The sequence below is a fragment of the Priestia sp. HNGD-A6 genome, from assembly GCF_045784335.1.
GTDB classification, from domain to species: domain Bacteria; phylum Bacillota; class Bacilli; order Bacillales; family Bacillaceae_H; genus Priestia; species Priestia zanthoxyli.
The window spans coordinates 144,345-169,051 of the sequence record NZ_CP138621.1 but is presented as its reverse complement, the minus strand read 5'-3'; the positions used below and the strand labels follow the sequence as shown (position 1 = coordinate 169,051).

Below are 24,707 nucleotides of genomic sequence, written 5' to 3'. Positions count from 1 at the left end.
TATATGACGAATGGAAGTGTTTACCTTTTATATTCTATTCGAGATCGCGCTTTGCCTCCTGCTCTTTGTCTCGATCCGTTTTCGCTTCAAATTCAGAGCGAGTCATTACGTCCTCTACGTGCATATTTACTTCTACTACTTCTAAGCCCGTCATATCGTGAACTGATTTTTTCACGTTATGAACAGTTTCAGAGAAAATGGCTGGAACGTTTTTTCCGTATTCAACAATTACTTTTAGATCAAGGGCAACTTGCTTTTCTCCAACTTCAGCGTTAATCCCTTTTGTGATATCTTCCGTGCTGCGGAAGCGATCTGTTAACCCGCTCATAAATCCGCCGCTCATAGATAAAATCCCTTTAATTTCATTAGCTGCCATTCCAGCAATCTTTTTAATAACTTGATCTTCAAATGTTAATGTATTTTGATTTGTATTTTCCTGAGATTTTACTGCTGTATTTGTTTCATTAACTGCCATAACTAACATCTCCCTTAAAGTGATTTTCTATCTTCCTTTAGTAAAAAATCCTACCCAATTATTTAGGTCTAAATGACCATCTCGCCACTTCCCAATTACATAACCAATTCCCATAAAAGCTACAATTAGCAGCGTGGGGCCAAAACCAATTGTTAATAGTAAAATTGCCAACACTAAACCTGCCAAAATACCAAGTACTCGGCCACGGTATGGAATCAATTTATCTGGAGTACCCATTATGTCCCTCCTTCATCACACAACACGCTCTTTCTTTCGCGTTTGTGTGTCTGTTAAATCGATGCGGACGGAGTGAACGGGAAGCTCAAGTAAAGCCTCTACGGCACGTTTTGTTTCAAGCTGCATCTCTTTTCCTAGTGTTGGTAGTCCATCTCGTCCAAACAGCGAACAGTTAATATATAGACTAACTCTTTCTTTACGAGAATGAATAGATGCTTGGACTTCAGGAGAGCGTATTCCCTGAAAGCTTCTAATTGCTCGCAAAGCTGTAGATTCAATCGTGGCTTTAGAAATGGTTATTTTGCCTTCGCCTGTCACAATTGCTAAATTCTTTTTAGGCGGCCTGCTAAATATGCCTGTTAAAAGAAAAATAATAAAAATAACAGCTAAAAATGCGCTTATTGACAATATTGTGTAGTAAAACCACTCCTGATGCTGCCACTTTTCTACCCAGTTTGAAAGGTGAGGAACCCTATAAACCATCAGTGCTAACATACCGGAACAAATCAGTCCTGCAATTCCAATAACTGCGATTAAAAACCGATTAAAATTATTCAATTTTCCACCTCATCTCAACGTGAACTCCTGCTGTTTTTTAGTTATGTGTATAGAAAAAGCAACGAGATATTCAATAGTTACCCGCGATATTTTTTTAATAAACCTTTTAACTGTAAAACTGAATATAAAAAAACGACTAGGTTTCCCTAGTCGTTTTCCACGTCTCTATACGTTGTCTCGTGAGCTTTGATGAACTTATTACCGTTTATTAAACCGCCAATTAATAAAATAGCGGCCGTTAAATAAAACCAGACCATTAAAATAATAATACTTCCAAGCTGACCATAGATTTGCGAGTAGCTTCCAAACTGGACATAGTATCCAAATCCGGTAGATACGACTTGCCATCCTAGCGTGGAGAAAACAGCTCCTGGAAGTACATCTTTCCACGTTACTCTTGCGCTTGGCATCAGTTTGTAAAAAAGAATAAAAAAACCTAATAAAAATAATGTCCCAATTCCCCATCTAATTGTCGTCCAGCTTTGAAACCATATGTCAGGAACATGGACTTTTGTTAGGACCAAATGTCGAATGACCTCTTCAATAATTGGTACAAATAATGAAATAGCTACTACAACCATAAAACCAAAAGTTAAAATTAAATCATTGATTAAACCGCGCAAAAACGTTTGTTTTCTTTGAATATGATACGCGTCATTTAACGAACGAACCAAAGATTGTATAGCCATAGATGCGAGCCAAAAAGTCGCCAATAAACTAAAAGATAAAACTTTTTTCCCGCTATTGTTAACTGTTTCAATTGACCGTTCAATTACGTCGTAGGCGCTTTTAGGTGTAAATGGTTCAATAAATATCAGCAGATTGTTTGTATCAATTGGAAAAAAACTCAGCAGAGAAAAAAGAAAGATAATAAACGGTACAAAAGATAACAAAAAATAGTAGGCTGTTTGAGCAGCCTGATCAAAGAAACGCTCCGTAAAAAAACGAGCGGCAACGGTCTTAGATGTTTGAATCATACAGCGTTCTCCTTTACTTTCGCTTCAATCTACAGTGAAATTCATATTCAATTTTTTATGTTCAACATGGATTGGATAAGTTTCGGCTTATAAAGCTTTCCTTTTCCATTATCCGCGGTTAACAAAGAATTTAACCTGTAAAATTATACAGCCGGTTCATAAAGAAGATATTATTATAATTACATCTGCCATTACCACCATATCAATAGATCTTCTTTTTCTTTCATAAAACCGTAAATTCTTTGGGGGTGTATTCCCTTTTTTCTTACACCTTAAACTTTTTACGCTATGTTAAAAAAGTAAAACATAAGAGCCCCGATCAGCATCAGCATAATCATTGAAACGAAAATAACTAAAACGTGAGAAGATTGATACGTTTGGCTGTTAATTTTTTTACGTGTTGAAAAATAATGATAGGTTGAGAAAAGAAGCAAACCTGCACTTGCAGCTAAAGAAAAGATGATAACAGCAATAATAAGAGTATCGGCTGCTTCATTTAATTTTTTTCCGGAATTAAAATGCAGGCCGCCTGCAACAAAACCAATGCCAAGTGTAGCAATAGACGTTCGAATCCACGCTAAATACGTTCGTTCATTTGCTAAATGCTGCTGAATATAAATAGATTCATTTTCTTTTTTAGTCATGCACATACCACCGTCCTTTTATATGTCTTCTATTATAAATAAATGCTCAAACGAAAATAAATTGAGGACGCTTCATGCCACATTATACCCGAAAAAAACGAATCATTACCATTTTCAAGCGGTCGAAAGAGCTTCTTCACAAACTAAAAAAAGCCAACCCCAGTTGGCTTTTTTTAGTTTGTGAAACATTTTCTTTATCTTGATCATGCTGATATTCCTCGTCCCAATAATCAGCGTTTTGAATTCCTAATTTCCCAGGAGAAAAGACAGGATCTATGCCTTGTTTTCTCTGCTCGCGATAATCTTTTAAGGTTATTGAAGCAGGCTTAGCTAAAATCAAAATTGCAATTAAATTGAACCAACCCATTATTCCAACTCCGATGTCTGCTAATGCCCATGCAGTTTCAACTGTTCGGATAGACCCGTACAAAGTAGTAGCTAAAAGAGCTGCCTTAAGGATCATGGATACTATTTTATTTTGTTTGCCTTTCATTACGTAAGCTAAGTTCGTTTCCGCAATATAATACTGTGTGGATATAACGTATATTTTAGACAGATTATCTGACGCTTTTTTCAGTGAAGCATAAGTTCTTTACATATCCGCTACTGTTACAGCATAAGGTAATGAGTGAACTAAGGGTCACTTTATGTTCTAAGCGGAGTGTAACCGCAGCACATCTTTCTGTTTTTATTTCATGTTAATAGTTCACTAAGTGAATCATTTTATTTTTAAATATTTCTGATATGTGGTATAATTTAAGCTGATAAAAAGATGCTGCATGTATGCTAAAAGAGCAGGCCATATGGTTTCGCTCTTTTGTTGTTTTTACGCTATGCGGCACAATGAAAGAAGGAAATAGAATGGAATTATGGAAACGAAACTTGTACATTTGCTGGTTCGGTTCTTTTTGCACCACAGCCGGGATGAGTTTAGTTATTCCGTTTTTACCGCTTTATATTGAAAAGCTGGGGGTTCACGATACAAGCTCCATCAGCAGATGGGCTGGTATTGCATTTGGAGCTACCTTTTTAATGGCTGCTATTGTTTCTCCTTTATGGGGAAGTTTGGCCGACAAATACGGCCGAAAGCTGATGCTCCTTCGCGCAAGCTTGGGTATGGCAATTGTTATGACTTCTATTGGTTTTGTACAAAATGTCTATCAGCTTGTCGGACTGCGCTTTTTAATGGGGGCCGTTTCCGGCTTCATCTCTGCAGCCATTACGTTAGTAGCGACTCAAACGCCTAAAGAGCACAGCGGTAAAGCATTAGGGACGTTGTCTACAGGGGCTGTATCAGGATCTTTATTAGGACCGCTAGTAGGCGGCTACTTAGGAGATACAATTGGATTGCGTCACGTCTTTTTCGTGACAGGTGCATTTATGTTTTTGTCTTTTTTAATTGTAAATTTAATTCAAGAAGACAAAAAAGAGACGACGAAAACCACGAAAGAATCTAACATTGGGTTACTTTCTCTTAAGAATTCAAAGGCCGTGATTGGTGTATTTGTTACAACTTTTTTACTGCAGCTTGCGGTTATGGCTATTCAGCCAATCGTTACACTGTATGTAAAACAACTGTCTACTCATACCGATCACCTTGCCCTTATTTCAGGTTTTGTCGTGGCGGCAACAGGAATATCAAATATTTTAGCTGCATCCAGACTTGGCAAAGTCAGCGATCGGGTGGGTCCTCAAAATGTGCTTCAAATATGCCTGCTCATCGTAGCGGTTATTTGCGGCTTGCAGGCCTTTGTGCATAGTACTTGGCAGCTATTTTTACTACGTTTTTTACTCGGTTTTGCAATGGGAGGATTGTTACCTTCTATTAATTCTTATTTGAAGAAAATTGTGCCGGACTCGATTACAGGTAAAATGTTTGGTTATAATCAAACAGCACAATACTTCGGGAATTTAGCTGGCCCAGTTATTGGCGGACAAATTGCCGGAGCTAAAGGAATTCCTTACGTATTTTTAACAACGAGTGTTCTTCTACTGTTGAATGCTGGGTGGGTGTATTATCAGCGCCATCACAGACAACAGCTAGACGGTAAAGCCGCATAAAAAACCTTCCGTGTTAACGGAAGGTTTTTTTATTACCACAAGGGTTCTTCTTCGCTGCTTACTTCATAAGAAAGTGGCATCATAACAACCGCTGCTATGAAGAAAATAAGCTCCGCGACAACAATGGATGGAAAGGAAAAGTCAAATAGTGAGAGAATAAGCCAAATAATAAGGGGTGCAAATGAGTAGATTGATAATCGCTTTTGGGATTTTGCAGAGATATACTGTTGTTTGTCACAGTGTGGGCATTCTAAAACGTTTCTAAATGTTAACAGTTGTTTAAAGGTTGTCCTCCAGTTCCATTTATGATTACAATTTTGACAGGTGGCCATGGGCATCACGCTCCTAAAAAGAATTTATGTACATATAAAGTATACGTACAAGTTGGTAAAGAGTTTCATTTTTATGATTAAAAACGTTTTTACTATTATAACATAAAACAAAATAAAAGGCTTTTTACAGGAAAAAGCCTTTTATGTCAACGTTTATTTAGAAACAGCTTCATTCGTTTGAGAAGTTGTTTTTACTTTTATAACCATAGTAACAAAAGCGAGCAATCCAAGAATCGCTGCTACAAGAAAAGGAGCTTGAGGCGCTACGGCATTGCCGATAACTCCTGATAATAAAGGAGCAAACGCTGCGCCTAACCATCTTAAGAAATTATATCCTCCAGATGTAATTCCTCGTTCATAAGGAGATACTTCCATTACATGACTCGTAAATAAGGCATTATTAAGTCCTGATACAAGACCTGCTGCCATAATTAAAACAATGCGCAACCATGTTGCATCAAAGGCAAATAAACAAATTAAAATAAGTGAAAAAACAATTAAGCTAACATGTAACACTTGTTTTGGCTGATATCTTTTTTCTAACTGATGTGCTAAAACCGCTGAGCCATAAGCTAAACATAATCCCCACCCAAAGAAAACAAAGCCAATTTGAAGAGCTCCGATCGATAGAATAAGCGGCGTATAAGCTAACACTGTAAAAAATCCGTAGTAATAAAGCATGCCTGATACAGCGCCTTGAGTAAATGGTTTTAATTTATAAAGTTTAACCATGTCTTTAAAACCTGCTGCTTTACGAGGTTTAGTGCTTGTAGGCTGTTTAACAATCGTTAATACTAAAATAAAGGCGATAAAAATTAAAGCACTTGTACCGAAAAACGGCAATCTCCAAGAAGCATTTCCTAACACGCCTCCTACAAGCGGCCCTCCGGCCATTCCCAAACCAATTGCAGCTTCATATAATCCTACTGCTTTTTTCACTTCACCTGATAATGCAATAAGCAGCGTCATAGCTGTTGCAAAGAAAAACGAATTACCAAGTCCCCAACCTGCTCGGAAAATGGAAAGCTGAGGAATGTTGTTAGAAAACCCGCATAGGGCTGCAAAAATCGTCACAATGATAAGTCCTGTTACCATTAAGCGCTTGTCTCCTACACGTGACGCTAGGATGCCTGCTGGAATCATCATAATAGCCATCATTAACAAATAGGAAGTAAATAACATTTCTACTTGCCAATGAGAAGCTCCAATTTGCTTAGCAATTTCCGGTAAAATCGGATCTACTACTCCAATTCCCATAAATGCTAAAAAAGTAGCTACTACCGTAATAATTTGACCTAATCGGTTAGTTGAATGCTGTCCTTCCACTCTTTCATCTCTCCTTTTGTTTTTGTTTTTTCATGTATTTCCATAGCAGATTCTCGCATTTCTTTTAATTCTGTTTTAAATGCCTGCATTTTTACGACTTTAAAATCAATCATCTTGATTTGATTTTCTAGCAAATCTTCTATTTGCGTGATCTCTTTCACTGACAACCCTTGCCGCTCACTTCTTTCTTCAATCATTCTTTTAAGCGACATAAACTGCTGCAGCTCCTGTAGAGAAAAACCGAGAACTTCTTTTGCTTCCGCTACTTTTCTTAGTTCTTTTACCTCTTCTTCGGAATAAATTCGTGCATTTCCTTTTGTGCGCTGCGGGGGTAAAATGAGTCCAATCTCTTCATAATACCGAAGAGCTCGCTTGGTCAAACCGGTCATTTTCGTCACGTCATCGATTAAATACATATGTTTCACCTCACCTCTCATTAACATTAACGTTAACGTTAATCATTCATATACTCATTATAGATTAACGTTAACGTTAATGTCAACAATATTAAGGTATTTTATGTAAATCTTAAAAATATGTGCACGAAAAAACCTATTGAAAAATCAATAGGTTACATCAATATGTCATATAGCTGCTGTGCTGTTTCTCCTGTTACTTTACCGTACACTCCTCTTTTTTTAGAAGTAAGTTCCGCACTATCGGAGGTGAATCGTACATTGTATACAGCGCCCTCATAAGTAAGCTGTACATCTGGGTCAAGAGCGACGCTGTAATCAGCTTTTTTCCATTGAATTTGTTTCATAATTGATTCTACAGTTAAAGCATCTTCTGAACTTAACGTTTTATCTCCTGCTTTTATAGGCTTGCCCTCCCTGTTTTTATTAAATTTTAGTTCCGAATGAGAAGATGAAAATTCAAGTTGGTTTTTATCATGCGCTATGAAATCTTGGGGTAGTTCTACATAGCGGACAACTTCTCCTTCGTATACAAACACAAGCATTTGATCAGCAGCAGATATTTTTTTCATCACTTCCTCACTAACCGGTGCGTTTACAAGTTTTTCTACGTCGGCTTTCTTGCTTTTGTTTGTGAATAAATATCCTTTTTCCCATTTAAAATCACTTAACTTCGATACATCCACTGAGCTTACACCTTTTTTTTCAAATGATTGCTGAATATTCTCTCCCATTTCTTTGTCGTTGGTGACTTGGGCATTAGAACTGCACCCTACTAAACAACAGAAAATAATGCCTATTACTATAAGAACCTTCACTTTTGCCTTCCTCCTCTCTACCATTCTTTTATAAAATCCCAACTTTGTACCATTTTAACATATAATTCCTATTTTTCGCGAAAACAAACAAAGAATACGCTTACATAATTTCACGCATATAATTTCTGTTTATTTATAAGTTTTTTCTGAATATTTTAAGAAAATTTTAATATTTTATTTAGTTCGTTTTTAAACTTTATCTTTAGACTAAAAAATAAGTTAAAAATAAATAACGCAGGAGGAAAACAATGACTTGTCTATCTGAAGTTTTAAAGTTTAATGAAAAATTTGTAACCAATAATCAATTTGAGGCTTTTCAAACATCCAAATTTCCTAACAAAAAAATAGTCATTTTAACTTGTATGGATACACGTTTGTTAGAATTACTTCCTAAAGCTATGGGGCTAAAAAATGGAGATGCAAAAATAGTAAAAAATGCCGGAGCTGTTATCTCCCATCCCTTTGGTAGCGTCATGAGAAGTATCTTAGTTGCCGTCTACGCTTTGCAAGCTGATGAAGTATGTGTCATCGGTCATCATGAATGTGGAATGACGGCCATGAAAGCTGAAGCTATTTTAGCCTCTGCTGAACAAAGAGGGATTAGCACGGAACAGATTCGTAATCTAAAATATGCTGGTATTGATTTAGAATCATGGCTGACTGGGTTTGAATGTGTAGAGGATAGTGTCGAAAACAGTGTGGATATGATTCGAAATCACCCTTTATTACCAAAAGACGTGCTTGTTTCTGGAATGGTTATTCATCCTTCAACAGGAAAACTTGACGTCGTTGTAAACGGCTATTCCCAAGACCGAGCTGAAACCGTAAGCTCATGAAGGAGGGTTTTATCGAATGCTAAAAGATAACCGATTTCAAGGCTATTCAGCAGGGCATTTACAAAAAGACATTATCGCCGGTTTGGTTGTTGGGGTCGTTGCTATTCCTTTAGCAATGGCCTTTGCCATCGCTTCTGGTGTAAGACCTGAATACGGAATTTATACAACCATTATCGCAGGGATTATGGTTTCAATATTAGGCGGATCGAAATTTCAAATTGCAGGCCCAACAGGTGCATTTGTTCCGGTGCTGCTTGGAGTTGTCATGCAATATGGTTATGAGAACCTCATTATTGCCGGCTTTATGGCTGGAATTATGATTACGCTTCTCGGAATATTTAAACTAGGGAAACTTATAAAGTTTATTCCGCGCCCTGTGACGATTGGATTTACAGCAGGAATTGCGATTATTATTTTCTCAGGTCAGATCGCTAACTTTTTAGGCCTAAAGGGAATTGCAAAACATGAGGAATTTCATTTAAATATGATTGAAATCCTACGAAAAATTGCAACGATTAACATTTACAGCGTCATCATAGCCGCTATTTGTTTAGCTATCGTGATTATAACGCCAAAGTTTTTACCTAAAATTCCCGGTGCCCTTCTAGGTCTTCTTGTCTCCACACTTGTAGCCATTACACTGTTCCCAGGAAAAGTTGCAACGATTGGCTCTACTTACGGTGCCATTCCGAGTAAACTACCATCTTTTAGCTTCCCAGATTTAACATGGGATAACATCGTGATGCTATTTCCTGCTGCCTGCGTAATTGCGATGCTTGGAGGTATTGAATCTTTACTATCAGCTGTTGTTGCTGATAATATGGCCAAAACCAAGCATAATAGCAATAAAGAGCTTGTGGGTCAAGGAATTGCTAATATCGCTACCTCGCTATTTGGCGGAATTCCTGCAACTGGTGCCATTGCCAGAACAGCTACTAATATCAAAAACGGCGCAGCTTCTCCGTTATCAGGAGTTATACACGGCTTAGTTGTTTTATTGGTCCTTGTGATGCTGGCTCCTTATGCATCAAACATTCCGCTGGCAAGTATGGCACCTATTTTAATGTTTGTGGCCTGGAATATGAGTGAACGTAAAGAATTTGCACATATTTTAAAAACCAAGTCAGCTGATTCATTTGTACTTGTAGCTACGTTTTTATTAACAGTTTCAATCGATTTAACAACAGGTGTAGGCGTAGGTCTACTTTTAGCTATTGTTATGTTCGTGAAACGAATGAGCGGATCACTGAAGATTTCAAAGGTTTTAGCGGAAACATCTGAAAACGCTCACAAATCTGAGCTGATGGAATATACCATGCAAGGATCTCTTTTCTTTGGATCAGCTGAAGTATTAGAAGATTCCTTTGATAACATCGCTGAAGCGAAACCGAAAGTTTTATTGCTTCGAATGAGCCAAGTCTCCTTTATTGATACATCTGGAGAAGCTTTACTATCGAAGGTGGTCGAACGTTTGAAAGATTCGCATAGCCAAGTCGTTATTTCTGGCTTACAGCACCAGCCGAAAGAAATGTTAAAGTCAACCGGTCTATATGATAAAATCGGTGAAAAAAATATATTTTCTTCCGAACCTCCCGTGAGTAAGATTAAAGCTCGTCATAGAATCGTTACTACGTAATAAAAAAGAGATCCGAACGATTAATCGTTCGGATCTCTTTTTTTAAATATTAAACCGGTACCCTGCTCCCCAAACCGTTTCTAGGTACTGAGGATCTGCTGGGTTTTCTTCTAGCTTTTCTCTTAGTTTTCGAATGTGAACTGTTACGGTTGAAATGTCTCCTAAAGAATCAAATCCCCAAATTTTTTCAAATAGATGTTCTTTACTTAATACTTGATTTGGATGAGAAACGATAAATTTCAGCAAATCGAATTCCTTCGCTGTAAAAAACACTTCTTTGTCATTCACAAATACTCTTCTAGCGAGCGTGTCAATCGCTAAACCATGAATGCGAATCATACGCTTTTCCTGCTTATCAGAGAGTCTTTCGTATCTCGCTAAATGCGCTTTGACTCTTGCGACCAGCTCCCCAGGGCTGAATGGCTTGGTAATATAGTCATCTGCACCTAGCCCGAGCCCTCTAATTTTATCAATTTCTTCTTTTTTAGCTGAAACTAAAATGATTGGAATATCTTTTGCAGCTCGAATTTGCTTGCACACTTCAAATCCGCTCACTTTAGGGAGCATAATATCCAAAATAATCAAATCAAAATGTTCATTTAACGCTTTTTCTAATCCCTTATCCCCGCTATATTGAACGTCTATTTCAAAATCGTTAATTTCTAAATAATCTCTTTGCAATTCAGCAATACTTACTTCATCTTCAATTAACAATATCTTCTTCATGTGTATCACCATTTTCATTCATTTTTTGCAAAGAAAAGAAAATACTTGTTCCTTCGCCAAGCTTACTTAGTGCCCAGATGTCTCCCCCGTGGCGTTCAACAATTTGTTTTGCAATGGCCAGTCCAAGTCCACTTCCTCCAGTATTGCTATTGCGGGACTGTTCTGCTCGATAAAACCGGTCAAAAATATGCGCTAATGCTTCCGGTGAAATCCCAGAGCCGTTGTCTTTTACTTCAATAATGAGTTCACTTTCGGTAGCAGAAAGAACGATATCGATTCTTCTTTTTTCTTTATCCATAAATTTAATGCTGTTGGTTGTTAAATTTATTAAAACTCTTCGCAGCTGCTCAGCATCTGCCTTTGCATACAGTGTCGTTAGAGAATCATTAGAAAATAAAACATCAATATCATGTTCGCTCATTTCAAACTGAAGCTCTTGCACATAACTTTCCATAAAGGCAGAAATATTAAGTTTTTTAAACACAAATGGAATTTCGTGCAAATCCAATTTAGAAAATAAAAACAGCTCATCGATTAACGCATTCATGTCTTTTGCTTTCGTTGAAATCGTTAACAAATATTTAGAAAGCTTATCTGGCGTATTAGCTACGCCATCTTGAATTCCTTCTACATATCCTACAATGGAAGTAATGGGAGTTCGTAAATCGTGTGAAATACTTGAAAGCAGCTGCTTTCGATTATCTTCATATTGAATTTGCAGTTCAACAGAAGATTTTAGTTTTTGCCTCATTTCTTCAAAAGCTTGCGTTAATTCGCCTATTTCATCCTTTGAATTAGCAGAGATCTCAAAGTGAAGATCACCTTGTTTTATTTTTTCGGCCGCTTCTTTTAATTCACGAATGGGTTTAATAATGCTTCTTGAAACAAGATAGTTTAAAAATCCAATAATCACAATGACTAAAATTAATAGTAGAAAGATTAAAAAAGGGAAAATCCGATTAATAATGCCTACATAAGGGCTGATTTTTCGCAAAACGTAAATGCTTCCTTTTTCTTGATTTGAGAAAGGGAAATCAAGGTTGATATATGTAAAATACTGCTTGCCTATGCGCAGCATGTCCTGCTGATACGAATGATTCCCTTTACTTTTTTGATGCTTTGGCAAGTATTTACGAAGGTTTTCTCCTTTAATGGATTCTGAAGCATATACAACCTCTGTGTTTTTTTGAATCACAATATCAATATTTTCAAATTCATATTTTTTAACTGTCTCCGGCCGCAGCAGCTGTTCTGGTTTTTTTTCACTCAATAACTTTAAATCTAAGAATGCATTTTCTTCTTCTGGCGTTAACAATTTATACTCATAGGAGTGGCTGTACAATTTTCTTACAAAATCGGCGTCTCCAGTAATGGAGAAAAAAATAAGAAAGCCCGATAAAAAAAGCAAAATAATAAAAACAAACACAATACTGATATACGTTAAAACAAAACGCAGCTGAATTGACATGACTTACCCTATGCCCCTTTGGCTTTAACAGAACTATTTGATAGACTAGTAAAGGTGAATAACAAATAGATCGTTAGACATTATACATATAGTAAAAATTAAAACAACAAAACAAATGTATATTCTCACTTTACCGTGATAGAGTGAGAATGAACACCACCTTTTTTACCATTTTATGAATTACTGGAAAATTATGATCTATTTTTCATAATATTCTTAGGCTGAAAGGTATACTATATGCCTTAATATTTTAAAAAAGGAGAATTTCTAATGAAAATTATTAAAGCTACTTCCTCTCACATCCCTTCTGTTGCCCGTCTGTACGTAGACAGCTGGCGCATTACATACAAAGGGTTAGTACCTGATGCTTATTTAAACAACTTGTCTTATAAACAAAGTGCAGAAAAGTGGTCCCTTTTTCTTACCGAGCCTTCTCATTTTATTTTGCTCGCTATCGATGAACGAGAAGAGATTGTCGGCTTTTCAGCAGGTAAACCTCATTTGTCTGCTGCTGAAATATACGCGCTATACGTTTGCAAGGAAGTGCAAAACCAAGGAGTTGGTCGTCTTCTGTTTTCTCATTCAGTAAAAGAATTTACTGATCAGCACTATACGTCTATGATTATTTGGGCCATGAAGAAAAATAAGAAAGCCGTTCAGTTTTATAAAAAATTAGGCGGCAAAAAAAGCTTGAATCGTACAAGTCAATTTGGAGAAACTAAAGTTGAAGACGAAGCATACGGTTGGGAACGTCTTCCTTCTAATAAATAAACGAGCACACTAGTGTGCTCGTTTATTTATTAGACGATAATATTATTGAGCCGTTGTCTTTTTATCCGTTGAATGAGCTTTATTACAAAGCCTATTCCAGTGCCAAAAACAATTCCCTTGACTCACTATAAAACAATCCAGCCATTTCTGAAAATTCATATGTAATACATGTGCATCTTGAAACGATGCGTTCCGCTTTTTTACTATTATATATGCAGAGTGCGCTGATTTTTTAGAGTCAATGATAATCTCTTCTTCTCCGACAGACCCAATTGTCATATAAAGACTCTGACTTTTATAAGCTGTTTCTCTTACGTCTTCTAAGCTATAAAAATTCCCTGTTATTTTTTTGTCAGCATCAATGAACAAATTACACCCATTTGTTAGCTGCAAAAACTGCTTGTAGTCTTCAGGAAGTGATACATGCATTTCTTCTTCAAAAACTTGCAGTTGGTTCTTGCTTACTCCATCAAAAAAAGTACAAGTGGTTCTGTATACTTCTCCTTCATTTTTACACACTTCTATAACATTATTGTTTTCCCACAGCCGCTTTCGAAGTGAATTTATTATTTTTTCAATCATACTCTTCCTCCAAGCGTTGGATTTAAAACGGTTACATTACATTAATTAAACAATAATGTGCTAATTCCTTCTTTCCTACTCAATTATACGATAAACTTTAGAAATTCATGTTTGCATAACATAGAAAAAAGCAGCGAATGTCGCTGCTTTACAGGTTATACAGGCGCTTTTTCTTCCTGTTCAGGATGGTGATCGTAATCAATAAGCGCTTTTGGAAGGCCCGTATATTTAGCCCAATAATAAATCCCAAGAGATACGACCGCTATGATAATTAAGTCTACAGGCGTATCAATTAAACCTTTCCCTCCGCCGAACGAACCGATATAAGAAATAAAGAGCATGATGATATAATAAGCAACTAGCCACCATGTTGATTTAATCTGCTGACGAAGACTTACTTCATTTTTAGGCACATATTTAGCAAAAATCAAATATATAACAAACATGACCAGTTGAGAAGTTAGCAGCCACGAAATAGTCTTCCATCCTGACCAGTACACAATAAAGGAAGCAAAAATAAAGGATAATGGACCAATTATACTCATTCCTCTTAATTTAAAAGGCTTTTCCAAATCTTTTGCGTTCACCATAAAGGCCGCTGATGAAATTGGTGCAATCGCGTAAGATAGAATAAGCGCAACAGAGCATACGTTTACGAGTGCATTCCACGAAGGAAATGGCAGTGTCCAAAAAATCGAAAGTCCTAATGAAAGCCATAAAGATGATCGTGGAATCCCTGTTTTTTTATCCACATGGGCAAACGTTTTAAATAACGTACCGTTACGAGACCAAGCATAGATAAGTCTAGATGTTGTATTCATAAAAATATTACCGTTACCACCCGGTGATAAAATAGCGTCTAAAATAACAAGTGTTGCTAGCCAGCCAAGGCCAAGAACAACAGCAATATCTTTAAACGGCAGTGAGAATTTATCTTGAATGCCGGACCAACCGCCTTTAATCATGTCAGATGGAATAGCTCCGATAAACAATACTTGTAGAGCAGTATAAATGAGAGCTGCTAGAATGATACAAATCACAAGAGCAATTGGAATATTGCGCTGAGGATTTTTTACCTCTCCAGCTACCGATACAATTGGATGAAGGCCTAAGTAAGCAAACATAACCCCGCCTGTAGCAATGGCGGCCTGGATACCATCAAATCCCCCGGGAGCAAACTCTCCCATCGTAAAGTTTCCTGACTTAAAATAAAATGCCAACGTTACAATTACCGTAAGCGGTACAAAATATTTGAAAATAGAAATGATAATATTCGATTTCGCAAATGCTTTTACACTCCAGTAATTGAGTAAAAAGAATAAGCAAAGCAACACAAATTGTAGAATCCATCCAGATATCGTTGGTGAGTCAGATCCGGATTTTGTTAAACCTGGAAACCAGTAAGCCACATACTGTCTCACTGCTGTTACTTCGATAGCGATTAAACTAGTGTAAGCTACGATCGTAATAAACGAAATCATATAGCCTACAAGATGACCGTGTGAATAAACAGGATATCGAATAATTCCTCCTGTACGAGGCAAGGCAGCCCCTAGCTCGGCGTATACAAGGCCTATTAATAAAATAATAACTCCACCAATAACCCAAGAAAAACTTCCTGCAGGACCTGCTTGCGTAGCGACATTACTAACGGCAAACAGCCAAGCGGAGCCAAAAATAGCCCCTAATCCAATCAATGTTAAATCTAATAGGGATATCGTCTTTTTAAACGGACCTTTATTCTCCATAAGCTTCCTCCTTTGGATGAATCATCACTTTTGTTGGTTTTTTTGACAACATTCATATATATTCGATAATATGTGTCAAAATTTTTATTACTATACCCATTCAAAATTACTTTGAATCCCTTTTCTTTATTTCTGAAGGTTAATTAACAGAAAATTCTTAAAAATAATTCTTGCGTTCAAGACACATTAAAACTTTTTCTTCTTTTCTTTAATGGGTAAAATACTCAATAAATGAAAGGAGTTAGATAAATGACTTTACCAGAGAATTTGCCAGTTGATTTTACAGCTTACAACCACTTAACATTCCTTCCGCTCGGACGTAAGAATAAATCGATTCGGTCCGTAGGAAGTAAACATACTAAAGGGTTGCTTGGACGTTTAGACGACTACTTTGAGCGAGCAATGAATGAGTTACCTCAAGAAGATATCATCCTTTTTCAAACATTCTTATATGGAAATCATAGGGGCGGTTTTCCCGTCGCAATTGATAAAAATGAAGACGTTTATCCTTACTTTTGGAAACCAACTTCATTTCTATGGAAAGAATATAATAAGAATCGCGGCATTCCTATTCATCATGATGAGTTTTATTCTCAAGATTTTACGGTTTTAACTAAAAATGAGTTGGAAAATTATCTCGGAAGCATTATGAAAGATTACATGTTTTGCGCTAGAATACATGATTCTTCAAAAGAAGAATGGATTCAACATATTAATAAGTGTTTTTTCAAACATCCCCTTATTTCTCTTTATCACCGAAATGCAGATGTGATTGAAGCAATTGAACAATCAAAAAAATCACCTTTGCTTTTTATTATGAAAAACCCTGAGCAAATTGCTTTTTGGCGCAATCGGATCGAAATCATTATGAGACCTTTTCGATCTCTTTCTTCCACCGCTTTTGAGAGAGGATTTTCAGATACGGAAGATACGGTATTAACTGTTCACGGGGAAAACGAGATCATTCGCTTAACTTCAGAAAACAGAGGTCTCGCCGTAACATATGATGTCACAGGTGATGCCATTTCACTCGATGATGAGTATAATGTAGTACTAGCAGCCAAGCGCTTAGCGACAACTCAGCGGCAGTTCGAAGAGATTATGGATGAAAACGAAGAAGTGATTCAAAAGCTTCTTGTCTTTTTTAAGTGGAAAAGTCTTTTAAAGCATCATGAAGTGCACATTAAAGAGATCCAAGATAAATTGTGCAGCCTAACCACTTATCAACTTAATCAAAGACAAGTTTTACAGGAAAACGATCCCTTTCTTTTCTTCATTCAAAACGTATTACAAGTAAAAACACCGAATGCCAATCTCAAAATTGGTTCCATACAATGGTTTTCACAGTGGGATTTTTCAGATGTCACCCTGCTGCAGGAAACAAACAAATTTACATGTTATATGGATCCAAACGAAATAGAAAAGAAACTGACAGAAATAAGCGCTAAGATAGAAAATGAACTTCATAAGCAGCGTCAGGATCTGCTTTCGACTCCGCTAAAAATCGGTCAAATAACGTTTGATTCAAACCAAATGCTACGGTTATTAACGCTTATAGATACCTTAAAGAACACGGAAACTCAGCAGAGTTACATACAAATTTTAGAAGGCGTTTCTACTAACAGCATTCGTCAAAAAGAGCTCGATAAAATACCCGCATTTGGATTATTAAATTCCGTAAAGCGCAAGCGCATTATTACGTATTTACAAGAATTACAAAACTATCAGCTGCTTAAAAAAGAGAAAAAAGGATTCAGCCTCACTCCAAAAGGCGAAGCCATCCGACGTCTATTTGAAGAAGAATCACGGAGAATATGAGATTATATCTCGCGTGATTCTTCTTTTTTGATTTTGAAGACTACTTTCTCTATTAAATGCCTATCATAATTAGAAATCTCCATTCATATAATGATTACTAGATTAGCAAAGTCCTTCATACCTATTAGCCTGACGCTGACATAGAGAGGAGATTTCGCCATTGAAATCTAGTAATCGCGCCAATTTTGTAGTGTTAACATATAAGATGGTTCTTGTTATTTTATCCATTGTTTTAATGACATCATCTATCATTGTTCTAGTAAGTTACTCGGCATTTAAAGAACAGTTCAATTCTTCTATTGTCTATCAAACGTTATCGAAGCATAAAGCGGAGAGCCTTTATTATCTGATGAGCCAAGAAAACCACCACTTTTCAACGGCTTTTGATAAAAACTACTCGCCTCCAGGTCTTTCTTCTACACTGCTAGAGTTATCAACAAGTATTCGAGCAGAAGACGCGAGAAGCTTGTTTGGTTCAGAACTTCCTGGATTCAGTATTTACGACTCCAATATTATCATCGCCGGTGAAGGTACAAATTTCACAAACTTCCCTAGAGAATCTGCACCGCCGCTAGATGAAACACTAAAAGAGAGAAATTCTACTGCAAAAGTTCAGCAGCCTAAAGAAAACAATGGTACGAACGCTCCGAATAATAATACAACTGGCGGAAAAAAGGTATTTTATATTTATCATACGCACAGCTGGGAATCTTACTTGCCACTGTTAGGACTTGAAGGTGATCCAGATGCTAATAAAGCGGTGGATAGCAAAACAAATATCAATATGGTTGCAAATATGCTAGGAAAAGATTTAGAGGCTCAGGGAATTGGAGCAGAAGTAGATCAAACCAATATTGGACAGAAATTAAAAGAAAAAGGTTGGAACACCAATCAATCGTACGCCATGTCTCGTACAGTAATTGAAACGGCGATGACTGAAAATAGAGATTTAACTTACTTTATCGATTTGCACCGAGATTCACTTCGAAAAGATAATACAACTATTAAGATTAACAATAAATCGTATGCAAAAGTTGTGTTTGTTTTAGGGAAAGCGAATCAAAACTTTGAACAAAACTTAAAGATGGCAAAAGCGCTTCATGAAGGACTTGAAAAGAAATATCCCGGCTTAAGCCGCGGAGTTATTGGCAAAAACAAATCCAGCGGTAACGGTGTATATAACCAAGATGTTTCCAAAAATGCGATTTTAATTGAAGTGGGCGGAGTTGACAATAACTTTGATGAACTAACCAACACAACAAAAGCACTGTCTGATGTCATTAGCCAATTTTACTGGCAAGCTGAAAAAGTAGATGCCCCTGCTCAATAAAAAAAGCCCTCTTCACTGAGGGCTTTTTAAAATTCAATTCCTTTTACAGCCGGAATTCCTTCGTCGTAATAATGTTTATGAGGCTTCATTTCCGTCACAAGATCTGCTGCTTCCATCACTTCTTTTTTGGCAGAACGCCCGGTAATGACCAAATGCATATGCTCCGGGCGCTTTTGAATAAGGTCAATTACTTCGTGTAGCGGTAGCACATCATCAATAGGAAATTTCTCGATAGCCAGTGCGTTATTTAACTCGTCTAAAATAACCACATCATATTCGTTTGAGAAGACTTTTTCCTTCGTTAGCGCCCAGGCTTTTTGCAAAGCTTCACGATGTTCAGGCGGTGTTTTTGTCCACGTAAAGCCGACTCCTGTTTGAATCATTTCAATTCCTATTCTGTCAAACATCAGCTTTTCGCCATATGTACGCTGAGGAGATTTAATAAATTGAATCATTAATACTTTTTGTCCGCGTCCCGTAGCGCGCAGAGCGAGACCTAAAGCAGCGGTTGTTTTTCCTTTACCGTCTCCGGTATAAATTAACGTAAGACCCCGTTTGTCTTTCAATCTAAAAACCTCTTTTTCTTCGAATTTCAGTTTACAGCCAGGTTGTTTTTTCTGTAAACGATGTTCTAGCAGGCTCTTTCATTTTTGTAAGAGACTCTTCATTTGGGTAGCCTAAAAATACGTTTCCTACCACGACTTTACCTGCAGGCTTTCCGATAAACTCATACAGTCGCTCGTCTCGAACAAGACCAACTCCTCTTGTTCTCCAAACGAATCCAAGCCCTAATTCTTTAGCTGCTAGCCACATGGAATGAATCGCGCACGAAACCGCATATTTGTTATCTTCCGTGGCTTCTTCGTCTCCTTCAACTGTATCAGCTGTTACAACAATATGTACAGGTGTATTTTTCACTGCTTTTAACGAACTTTCTACTAAATGAGGCTTTGTCGGAAAGCGCTCCTTTAGATACGCTTCAGCCAGTTCTTCATACTTCTTTTTTGCTTCTCCTTGAATCACATAAAAGCTCCAAGGCTCTCTCATTCTGTCATTTGGAGCCCACGTCGCTGCTTCAAGCAGCTGTTCAATTTTCTCTTGTTCGACTTCACGCGGTTCATGATCTCGTACCGCTCTTCGTTCTTTTAGCTGTGAAATAATCGTCATATTGTCTCCTCCTTTTAACGTTAAAGCAGAATATTTTCCGCTCTTTCTTCGAACCATTTTATTTTTTCTCTAATTGTCACTACTTCACCTACAAGCACGATGGCAGGATGAGCAATTTCTGCTTTTTTTGCTATTTCTTCGATTGTGGCAAGCGTTCCCGTTACGGTGCGCTGATACTTCGTCGTTCCCCATTGAACAAGCGCTACTGGCGTATGTTTATCTCGTCCATGGTCCATCAACTGCTTGCATATATGAGGTAAATTTCCAACGCCCATATAAAACGCAATTGTATCTATTCCTTGAGCAAGCGCTGACCAGTTTAAATAATCTTTTCCTTTTTCTTCTCTTCCATGCCCCGTTACAATCGCAAAAGAAGTGGCATGATCTCTGTGGGTAACCGGAATTCCTGCATAAGCTGGAGCTGCAATTCCTGACGTGATACCAGGCACGACTTCGTAAGGAATTCCTTGAGTAGCAAGTACTTCAGCTTCCTCTGCTCCGCGGCCAAACACAAAAGGATCGCCTCCTTTTAAGCGCGTCACTACTTTTCCTTGAAGTGCTTTTTCAACAAGCAATTCGTGAATACGATCTTGGATGACTCCGTGCTTGCCCGGTAATTTCCCGCAAAAAATAAGCTCCGCGTCTTTTTTAGCATAGTTTAATAACTGTTCATTAGCTAAGCGATCATATAAAATGACATCCGCCTCTTGAATACACTCCATTCCATATACGGTTATTAGCTTCGGATCTCCTGGTCCGGCTCCTACTAAATATACTTTTCCAACTGTCACACGGCATCTCTTCTTTCTTTTTTTACCGCTTTACACTGTTCCACCCAGTTTTCTACCATCTCCGTAGAAGAGCCGAAATGAAAGTGCGTATAGCCGGCAATTAAATTATTGTTGATATAGCCTTCTTCTTTCATTCCTCGCATCCCTTTTGTATCATAGGCAGGCGAAAACTCTTTCTCTGAATGAAAGGTTGAATAATGAAATTCATGGCCTTTAGCTTGTATATCGCCTTTAAATAAAAAATTCCCTGGCTTTCCCGTCACTTCTCGGTACCCTAAAGCAGCCAATTTTGTCTGCATTCTTACTTGTCCGGGAATAAGTCCCACCATTTCATGACATGTATCATCTGTTGTGACAATAGCATCTGTTAAAAACATAAAGCCTCCGCACTCAGCAAGTGTAGGAATCCCTTTTTCGATGGCCGCTCGAACAGAGTTTTTAACGTCGATTTGCTGAGCCAGCGTTTCAGCAAATTCTTCTGGAAATCCGCCTCCTATGTAAAGGCCATCAGCATCTTGCGGAACCGTCTCTCCTTTTAAAGGCGAAAATTCTACAAGCTCTGCTCCGTAAGCTTTTAACAATTCGAAATTTTCTTCATAATAAAAGTTAAAAGCAGCATCTCTTGCCACAGCAATTTTCACTTGAGGTACGGACGGCTTTGTAAAGATAGGATCATTAATTTCTATTTTAGGAGCTAAAGCCAGTTCATATACTTTTTCAATATCAATTGTATCATGAACAAGTTGCCCTAACTGTTCAAAAAACGGTGTTAATTCTCCTCGTTCAATCGAAGGGATCAGCCCGAGGTGACGTTCAGGAATCGTAAGATCATCGTTTCTTTTCAAGTAGCCTACTACAGGGATATGACATTCCTGCTCAATCGCTGCCTTAACAAGTTTATAATGCCCTTCACTTCCAACTCGGTTAGCAATTACACCGACAATGTTCGCTTCCGGTAAAAATTGCTGAAACCCTTTTACAATTGCCGCTGCACTTCTAGCCATACTAGCACAATTGACAACTAAAAGGACAGGACTATTGGTGATTAAGCTGATTTCTGCTGTTGTCCCTTCGTTCGTTAACGGATTTTTCCCATCAAAAAATCCCATAACTCCTTCCATGATGGAAATATCAGCGTCTTCACTAGCTCGAGCTACAATTTCCCTAACCATATCGTGTTCAAGCATCCAGCTGTCTATATTACGAGACGCTCGTTCTGTAACAGCCGTATGATACGTTGGATCAATATAATCGGGTCCGCATTTAAACCCTTGAACTCTATAACCAGCTTGTTTTAATGCCGCCATCAGCCCAATTGTAAGTGTTGTTTTCCCTACGCCACTTCCGGTACCGGCAATGACGAGTCTTCTGTTTGACATGTTGTTCTCTCCTTTAGTCATATGGAATAAGCGCCACTGAAATGGTGACATTCCCTGACTTTTTCTTCACAAGTTCAAGCGTATCAGCACCGCTGTATAACATAGCAGCAGGTTCACTGACGCCATATGCACCTGTATATTTAAAGACAGTATCTGAAGGCTGTTGGATACTTATGCTGTTTAGCTCTTGGGGCGAATAATAGACAAACTCCCAGCCGTACTTAGACGCCACTTCTAGCAGCCCTTCTTCATCTTTCTTTAACTCTATTGTACATAATGCTTTTACACTTTTCATTGAAAACTGAAGTTCAGCAAGCGTTTTTTCAATAACGGTTTCAATTTCCGCTGCGCTTGTTCCTCTGTTGCACCCCATCCCAATCGCCAGTACTTTTGGACGGTAAAGAACACCGTTTTCTAAGATCGCTTCTTCTTCTTTTTTTAAATTGCGATGCGTTACGACCAAGGCTGCATGTGGCGATGCTTCGAGAGCTGTCTGAATCGATGAGTACGTTTTAATGTTAGCTGGAACAGGGTGCTCATAGTGCCACCAGCCCTTTTCACCTGATTCTTGAACCACCGCTATTGCTTCTTCGTTTACTACAGAAGCGCTGACAGGGGTTAGCTTTTCTGCTGATTCCCACACCCATCCAAAGCGCTTACCAAATAAATCAACGGGAATCGTTTTTTGAACATCGGATGCTGTTGTAATAACAGGATGAGCTTCAAGTGCTGCCGCAACTTCACGCGTAAGCTCATTTGCTCCTCCGATATGACCTGAAAGCACGCTGATGACATTTTCGCCTTTATCATCAATGACAACAACCGCGGGATCCGTTTTCTTATCTTTTAAAATAGGGGCAATCATACGCACAACTGCTCCCAGTGAAATAATAATAATAAGTCCTTTATACGATTCAAAAAGAGAAGGCAAAAGCATCCGAACGCTTCCTGAAAACAGCTGAATGTTCTGCTCTTGTTCGTCTCCTTTTTCAAACTTGCTCATGTAATACACGTCAGACTGCTGAAAGATGCGGCCGAGATTTCTTGCAATTTCTACGCCGTGCTTCGTGATGGCCACGACAGCATAATCCCCGCGCTGTGTAATGGGAGCTTTTTTTCCTTCTTGGAGTTGAATCATTCCGACTTCACTCCTCTTCGAAAGCCATGGGTAAATGTTTTATCGTAAAGTTTTGAACGATAATCCTTGTCATGAATGTGAGGATCAAGTGCCCAGCCCGCCAAAATCATCGCCTGCTTGCGAATGCCGTTTGTTCGCATAGCATCATCCAGGTCTTTTACCGTCGTGCGAACAATTTTTTCATCTGGCCACGTTGCTTTATAGACTACTACAACCGGCGTGTCTTCACTCCAACCGGCGTTTATAAATTCTTTCATTACTTTTTTTGTGAGCGTCGCGCTTAAAAATAACGCAATCGTGCATTTATGTTTTGCTAAATCAGTTAATTTTTCAAACTCAGGTACAGGCGTTCTTCCTTCAGCACGAGTTAAAATAACTGTTTGAGTCAAATCTGGAATGGTTAATTCTGCTTCAGCCGCTGCAGCTGCAGCAAATACGGAGCTGACGCCCGGAACGATTTCAATCTCAACGCCTTCTCTTTTTAAAAGCACCATTTGTTCCATAATGGCTCCGTACATAGCAGGATCTCCGGTATGAACTCTTACAACCATTTTTCCTTCACGCATGCGATCAAGCATCGTGCTGACCATTTCTTCTAAATGCATCCCCGCTGTTTTTAACACTTCAGCTCCTGGTTTAGACTTAGCAACTAGCTCTTCACTTACTAGTGAGTCAGCGTATAAAACAACATCTGCCTGCTGAAGTAATTTTAATCCTTTTACGGTAATTAAATCTGGATCTCCGGGTCCAGCTCCGATTATGTATAACTTCATTTTCGCACCACCATTAGTGTTAAGTATTGTAAATCGGCTCCTTCTAGTTCTGAAGCTTTCCAAATAATTTCTTCATCTGACGTTACTTTTGTTACCACCGATGCTTTTTCAAGCAGATCAAGCTCTTTTAAAAGACCGACCATAAAATCGATGACTTTAGCTACTTTAATAAAAATAACGCAGTCGTTTTCCATTAATACTTTTTTCATTGTTTCATAATCTTCACGAGCAGGAACAATGGCCACGTGTTCATCACCGTCTGCTAATGGAATGCCTAAGCGAGACGCAGCCCCGTTAATAGATGAAATACCAGGAATTACTTGAATAGGAGCTTGAGGGTGACGTTCTTGCATCAGGCGCATCATGTGAATAAACGTGCTATAAAGCATAGGATCTCCCTCTGTCACAAATGCTACATCTTTTCCCTCCTGGAGCTTTTCCCATACTCGTTCCACTGTTTCGGTCCATTTTTTCTCTAAAATAGCAGGATCTTTTGTCATTGGAAACACAAGGCCTAGCATGTCTTTTTCATTTGCACTGAAATAGACATCAATAATTTTTTGGGCGTAGCTTTTGCTTCCTTTTTGCTTTTTTGGGTACGCAATAACGGGTGATTCTTTTAATTTACGAAATGCTTTTACTGTAATCAATTCTGGATCTCCTGGTCCAACTCCAAGTCCGTACAATGTTCCAATCATGT

At 38.0% G+C, this 24,707-nt stretch carries 27 protein-coding genes; 6 read left to right on the top strand and 21 right to left on the bottom strand.

The window, feature by feature from the left end; all coding sequences use genetic code 11:
• Positions 1 to 34: 34 nt before the first annotated feature.
• The 6 genes from SCI76_RS00870 to SCI76_RS00845 all read right to left on the bottom strand — a co-directional run bounded on the left by SCI76_RS00870 (position 35) and on the right by SCI76_RS00845 (position 3,429).
• Positions 35 to 475, bottom strand: a complete 441-nt coding sequence (locus tag SCI76_RS00870) for an Asp23/Gls24 family envelope stress response protein (protein WP_048019214.1) — start codon at positions 473 to 475, stop codon at positions 35 to 37.
• A gap of 27 nt (positions 476 to 502) precedes the next feature.
• Positions 503 to 712: a DUF2273 domain-containing protein gene (locus SCI76_RS00865; RefSeq protein ID WP_048019213.1), complete on the bottom strand. Its 210-nt coding sequence runs from the start codon at positions 710 to 712 to the stop codon at positions 503 to 505.
• Positions 713 to 727: 15 nt separating this feature from the next.
• Complete coding sequence (gene amaP / locus SCI76_RS00860; RefSeq protein WP_048019212.1) at positions 728 to 1,270, bottom strand: alkaline shock response membrane anchor protein AmaP; 543 nt, start codon at positions 1,268 to 1,270, stop codon at positions 728 to 730.
• Between the two features lie 146 nt (positions 1,271 to 1,416).
• The gene (locus SCI76_RS00855) at positions 1,417 to 2,247 is read right to left on the bottom strand and encodes a YihY/virulence factor BrkB family protein (protein ID WP_048019211.1); all 831 of its coding nucleotides are present in this window, start codon (positions 2,245 to 2,247) and stop codon (positions 1,417 to 1,419) included.
• Between the two features lie 281 nt (positions 2,248 to 2,528).
• The gene (locus SCI76_RS00850) at positions 2,529 to 2,891 is read right to left on the bottom strand and encodes a YidH family protein (protein ID WP_048019210.1); all 363 of its coding nucleotides are present in this window, start codon (positions 2,889 to 2,891) and stop codon (positions 2,529 to 2,531) included.
• 136 nt (positions 2,892 to 3,027) lie between these two features.
• Entirely contained in the window at positions 3,028 to 3,429 is a 402-nt protein-coding gene (locus SCI76_RS00845) for an alanine:cation symporter family protein (protein ID WP_268990041.1), read from the bottom strand.
• Positions 3,430 to 3,752: 323 nt separating this feature from the next.
• Here SCI76_RS00845 and SCI76_RS00840 point away from each other — a divergent pair, with 323 nt between their 5' ends.
• Positions 3,753 to 4,952, top strand: coding sequence for a multidrug efflux MFS transporter (locus tag SCI76_RS00840; RefSeq protein WP_048019624.1), 1,200 nt, complete (start codon positions 3,753 to 3,755; stop codon positions 4,950 to 4,952).
• 32 nt (positions 4,953 to 4,984) lie between these two features.
• Here SCI76_RS00840 and SCI76_RS00835 read toward each other — a convergent pair whose 3' ends face one another.
• The 4 genes from SCI76_RS00835 to SCI76_RS00820 all read right to left on the bottom strand — a co-directional run bounded on the left by SCI76_RS00835 (position 4,985) and on the right by SCI76_RS00820 (position 7,844).
• Complete coding sequence (locus SCI76_RS00835; protein WP_016764349.1) at positions 4,985 to 5,284, bottom strand: TIGR04104 family putative zinc finger protein; 300 nt, start codon at positions 5,282 to 5,284, stop codon at positions 4,985 to 4,987.
• A gap of 153 nt (positions 5,285 to 5,437) precedes the next feature.
• Entirely contained in the window at positions 5,438 to 6,610 is a 1,173-nt protein-coding gene (locus SCI76_RS00830) for an MFS transporter (protein ID WP_048019208.1), read from the bottom strand.
• Complete coding sequence (locus SCI76_RS00825) at positions 6,580 to 7,026, bottom strand: MerR family transcriptional regulator (RefSeq protein ID WP_048019207.1); 447 nt, start codon at positions 7,024 to 7,026, stop codon at positions 6,580 to 6,582. Before SCI76_RS00825 ends, SCI76_RS00830 begins: the two co-directional genes overlap by 31 nt.
• Positions 7,027 to 7,181: 155 nt before the next feature.
• Complete coding sequence (locus SCI76_RS00820; RefSeq protein ID WP_407544899.1) at positions 7,182 to 7,844, bottom strand: hypothetical protein; 663 nt, start codon at positions 7,842 to 7,844, stop codon at positions 7,182 to 7,184.
• 248 nt (positions 7,845 to 8,092) lie between these two features.
• Here SCI76_RS00820 and SCI76_RS00815 point away from each other — a divergent pair, with 248 nt between their 5' ends.
• Both SCI76_RS00815 and SCI76_RS00810 read left to right on the top strand, forming a co-directional pair.
• A complete protein-coding gene (locus SCI76_RS00815) occupies positions 8,093 to 8,680 on the top strand; it encodes a carbonic anhydrase (protein WP_275211067.1) in 588 nt (195 codons plus the stop codon).
• Positions 8,681 to 8,696: 16 nt separating this feature from the next.
• A complete protein-coding gene (locus tag SCI76_RS00810; RefSeq protein WP_047750849.1) occupies positions 8,697 to 10,316 on the top strand; it encodes a SulP family inorganic anion transporter in 1,620 nt (539 codons plus the stop codon).
• Between the two features lie 42 nt (positions 10,317 to 10,358).
• On the opposite strand, the gene SCI76_RS00805 is transcribed toward SCI76_RS00810, so the two are convergent.
• On the bottom strand, positions 10,359 to 11,042 hold the full coding sequence (locus SCI76_RS00805; RefSeq protein WP_407544897.1) for a response regulator transcription factor: 684 nt from the start codon (positions 11,040 to 11,042) through the stop codon (positions 10,359 to 10,361).
• A complete protein-coding gene (locus SCI76_RS00800) occupies positions 11,020 to 12,510 on the bottom strand; it encodes a cell wall metabolism sensor histidine kinase WalK (RefSeq protein ID WP_033579158.1) in 1,491 nt (496 codons plus the stop codon). The genes SCI76_RS00805 and SCI76_RS00800 overlap by 23 nt, the downstream gene beginning before the upstream one ends.
• 270 nt (positions 12,511 to 12,780) lie before the next feature.
• Here SCI76_RS00800 and SCI76_RS00795 point away from each other — a divergent pair, with 270 nt between their 5' ends.
• Positions 12,781 to 13,281: a GNAT family N-acetyltransferase gene (locus SCI76_RS00795; protein ID WP_033579159.1), complete on the top strand. Its 501-nt coding sequence runs from the start codon at positions 12,781 to 12,783 to the stop codon at positions 13,279 to 13,281.
• Positions 13,282 to 13,323: 42 nt separating this feature from the next.
• On the opposite strand, the gene SCI76_RS00790 is transcribed toward SCI76_RS00795, so the two are convergent.
• Positions 13,324 to 13,863 (bottom strand): SMI1/KNR4 family protein, encoded by a 540-nt coding sequence (locus SCI76_RS00790; protein ID WP_048019205.1) that lies wholly within the window; start codon positions 13,861 to 13,863, stop codon positions 13,324 to 13,326.
• Positions 13,864 to 14,018: 155 nt separating this feature from the next.
• Positions 14,019 to 15,611 (bottom strand): APC family permease, encoded by a 1,593-nt coding sequence (locus SCI76_RS00785; RefSeq protein WP_013057301.1) that lies wholly within the window; start codon positions 15,609 to 15,611, stop codon positions 14,019 to 14,021.
• Positions 15,612 to 15,860: 249 nt separating this feature from the next.
• Here SCI76_RS00785 and SCI76_RS00780 point away from each other — a divergent pair, with 249 nt between their 5' ends.
• On the top strand, positions 15,861 to 17,429 hold the full coding sequence (locus tag SCI76_RS00780; protein ID WP_407544894.1) for an RQC-minor-2 family DNA-binding protein: 1,569 nt from the start codon (positions 15,861 to 15,863) through the stop codon (positions 17,427 to 17,429).
• Between the two features lie 160 nt (positions 17,430 to 17,589).
• Positions 17,590 to 18,759: a stage II sporulation protein P gene (gene spoIIP / locus SCI76_RS00775; protein ID WP_014459838.1), complete on the top strand. Its 1,170-nt coding sequence runs from the start codon at positions 17,590 to 17,592 to the stop codon at positions 18,757 to 18,759.
• 26 nt (positions 18,760 to 18,785) lie between these two features.
• Here spoIIP and cobO read toward each other — a convergent pair whose 3' ends face one another.
• Genes cobO through cobI form a run of 7 tightly spaced genes read right to left on the bottom strand, consistent with a single transcriptional unit; the run spans position 18,786 to position 24,705 of the window.
• Positions 18,786 to 19,355 (bottom strand): cob(I)yrinic acid a,c-diamide adenosyltransferase, encoded by a 570-nt coding sequence (gene cobO, locus SCI76_RS00770; RefSeq protein ID WP_087944207.1) that lies wholly within the window; start codon positions 19,353 to 19,355, stop codon positions 18,786 to 18,788.
• Position 19,356: 1 nt separating this feature from the next.
• Positions 19,357 to 19,926, bottom strand: coding sequence for a nitroreductase (locus SCI76_RS00765; protein WP_033579163.1), 570 nt, complete (start codon positions 19,924 to 19,926; stop codon positions 19,357 to 19,359).
• 20 nt (positions 19,927 to 19,946) lie between these two features.
• Positions 19,947 to 20,717, bottom strand: coding sequence for a uroporphyrinogen-III C-methyltransferase (cobA, locus tag SCI76_RS00760; protein ID WP_013057306.1), 771 nt, complete (start codon positions 20,715 to 20,717; stop codon positions 19,947 to 19,949).
• The gene (locus SCI76_RS00755) at positions 20,714 to 22,096 is read right to left on the bottom strand and encodes a cobyrinate a,c-diamide synthase (RefSeq protein WP_407544891.1); all 1,383 of its coding nucleotides are present in this window, start codon (positions 22,094 to 22,096) and stop codon (positions 20,714 to 20,716) included. The genes cobA and SCI76_RS00755 overlap by 4 nt, the downstream gene beginning before the upstream one ends.
• Positions 22,097 to 22,109: 13 nt before the next feature.
• On the bottom strand, positions 22,110 to 23,234 hold the full coding sequence (locus SCI76_RS00750; protein ID WP_407544889.1) for a cobalt-precorrin 5A hydrolase: 1,125 nt from the start codon (positions 23,232 to 23,234) through the stop codon (positions 22,110 to 22,112).
• On the bottom strand, positions 23,231 to 24,007 hold the full coding sequence (cobM, locus tag SCI76_RS00745) for a precorrin-4 C(11)-methyltransferase (protein ID WP_155010128.1): 777 nt from the start codon (positions 24,005 to 24,007) through the stop codon (positions 23,231 to 23,233). The genes SCI76_RS00750 and cobM overlap by 4 nt, the downstream gene beginning before the upstream one ends.
• On the bottom strand, positions 24,004 to 24,705 hold the full coding sequence (gene cobI / locus SCI76_RS00740; RefSeq protein ID WP_048019199.1) for a precorrin-2 C(20)-methyltransferase: 702 nt from the start codon (positions 24,703 to 24,705) through the stop codon (positions 24,004 to 24,006). Before cobI ends, cobM begins: the two co-directional genes overlap by 4 nt.
• Between the last annotated feature and the right edge of the window lie 2 nt (positions 24,706 to 24,707).

What these genes read in the sequence shown, in the direction of transcription:
- SCI76_RS00790 (WP_048019205.1), bottom strand. Translation starts at nt 13,863, where the DNA reads ATGATTGAAAAAATAATAAATTCACTTCGAAAGCGGCTGTGGGAAAAC.
- SCI76_RS00870 (WP_048019214.1), bottom strand. Translation starts at nt 475, where the DNA reads ATGGCAGTTAATGAAACAAATACAGCAGTAAAATCTCAGGAAAATACA.
- SCI76_RS00805 (WP_407544897.1), bottom strand. Translation starts at nt 11,042, where the DNA reads ATGAAGAAGATATTGTTAATTGAAGATGAAGTAAGTATTGCTGAATTG.
- SCI76_RS00840 (WP_048019624.1), top strand. Translation starts at nt 3,753, where the DNA reads ATGGAATTATGGAAACGAAACTTGTACATTTGCTGGTTCGGTTCTTTT.
- SCI76_RS00850 (WP_048019210.1), bottom strand. Translation starts at nt 2,891, where the DNA reads ATGACTAAAAAAGAAAATGAATCTATTTATATTCAGCAGCATTTAGCA.
- SCI76_RS00755 (WP_407544891.1), bottom strand. Translation starts at nt 22,096, where the DNA reads ATGTCAAACAGAAGACTCGTCATTGCCGGTACCGGAAGTGGCGTAGGG.
- SCI76_RS00815 (WP_275211067.1), top strand. Translation starts at nt 8,093, where the DNA reads ATGACTTGTCTATCTGAAGTTTTAAAGTTTAATGAAAAATTTGTAACC.
- cobM (WP_155010128.1), bottom strand. Translation starts at nt 24,007, where the DNA reads ATGAAGTTATACATAATCGGAGCTGGACCCGGAGATCCAGATTTAATT.
- SCI76_RS00765 (WP_033579163.1), bottom strand. Translation starts at nt 19,926, where the DNA reads ATGACGATTATTTCACAGCTAAAAGAACGAAGAGCGGTACGAGATCAT.
- SCI76_RS00855 (WP_048019211.1), bottom strand. Translation starts at nt 2,247, where the DNA reads ATGATTCAAACATCTAAGACCGTTGCCGCTCGTTTTTTTACGGAGCGT.
- SCI76_RS00810 (WP_047750849.1), top strand. Translation starts at nt 8,697, where the DNA reads ATGCTAAAAGATAACCGATTTCAAGGCTATTCAGCAGGGCATTTACAA.
- SCI76_RS00800 (WP_033579158.1), bottom strand. Translation starts at nt 12,510, where the DNA reads ATGTCAATTCAGCTGCGTTTTGTTTTAACGTATATCAGTATTGTGTTT.
- SCI76_RS00825 (WP_048019207.1), bottom strand. Translation starts at nt 7,026, where the DNA reads ATGTATTTAATCGATGACGTGACGAAAATGACCGGTTTGACCAAGCGA.
- SCI76_RS00865 (WP_048019213.1), bottom strand. Translation starts at nt 712, where the DNA reads ATGGGTACTCCAGATAAATTGATTCCATACCGTGGCCGAGTACTTGGT.
- SCI76_RS00795 (WP_033579159.1), top strand. Translation starts at nt 12,781, where the DNA reads ATGAAAATTATTAAAGCTACTTCCTCTCACATCCCTTCTGTTGCCCGT.
- SCI76_RS00785 (WP_013057301.1), bottom strand. Translation starts at nt 15,611, where the DNA reads ATGGAGAATAAAGGTCCGTTTAAAAAGACGATATCCCTATTAGATTTA.
- SCI76_RS00780 (WP_407544894.1), top strand. Translation starts at nt 15,861, where the DNA reads ATGACTTTACCAGAGAATTTGCCAGTTGATTTTACAGCTTACAACCAC.
- SCI76_RS00750 (WP_407544889.1), bottom strand. Translation starts at nt 23,234, where the DNA reads ATGATTCAACTCCAAGAAGGAAAAAAAGCTCCCATTACACAGCGCGGG.
- SCI76_RS00835 (WP_016764349.1), bottom strand. Translation starts at nt 5,284, where the DNA reads ATGGCCACCTGTCAAAATTGTAATCATAAATGGAACTGGAGGACAACC.
- cobI (WP_048019199.1), bottom strand. Translation starts at nt 24,705, where the DNA reads ATGATTGGAACATTGTACGGACTTGGAGTTGGACCAGGAGATCCAGAA.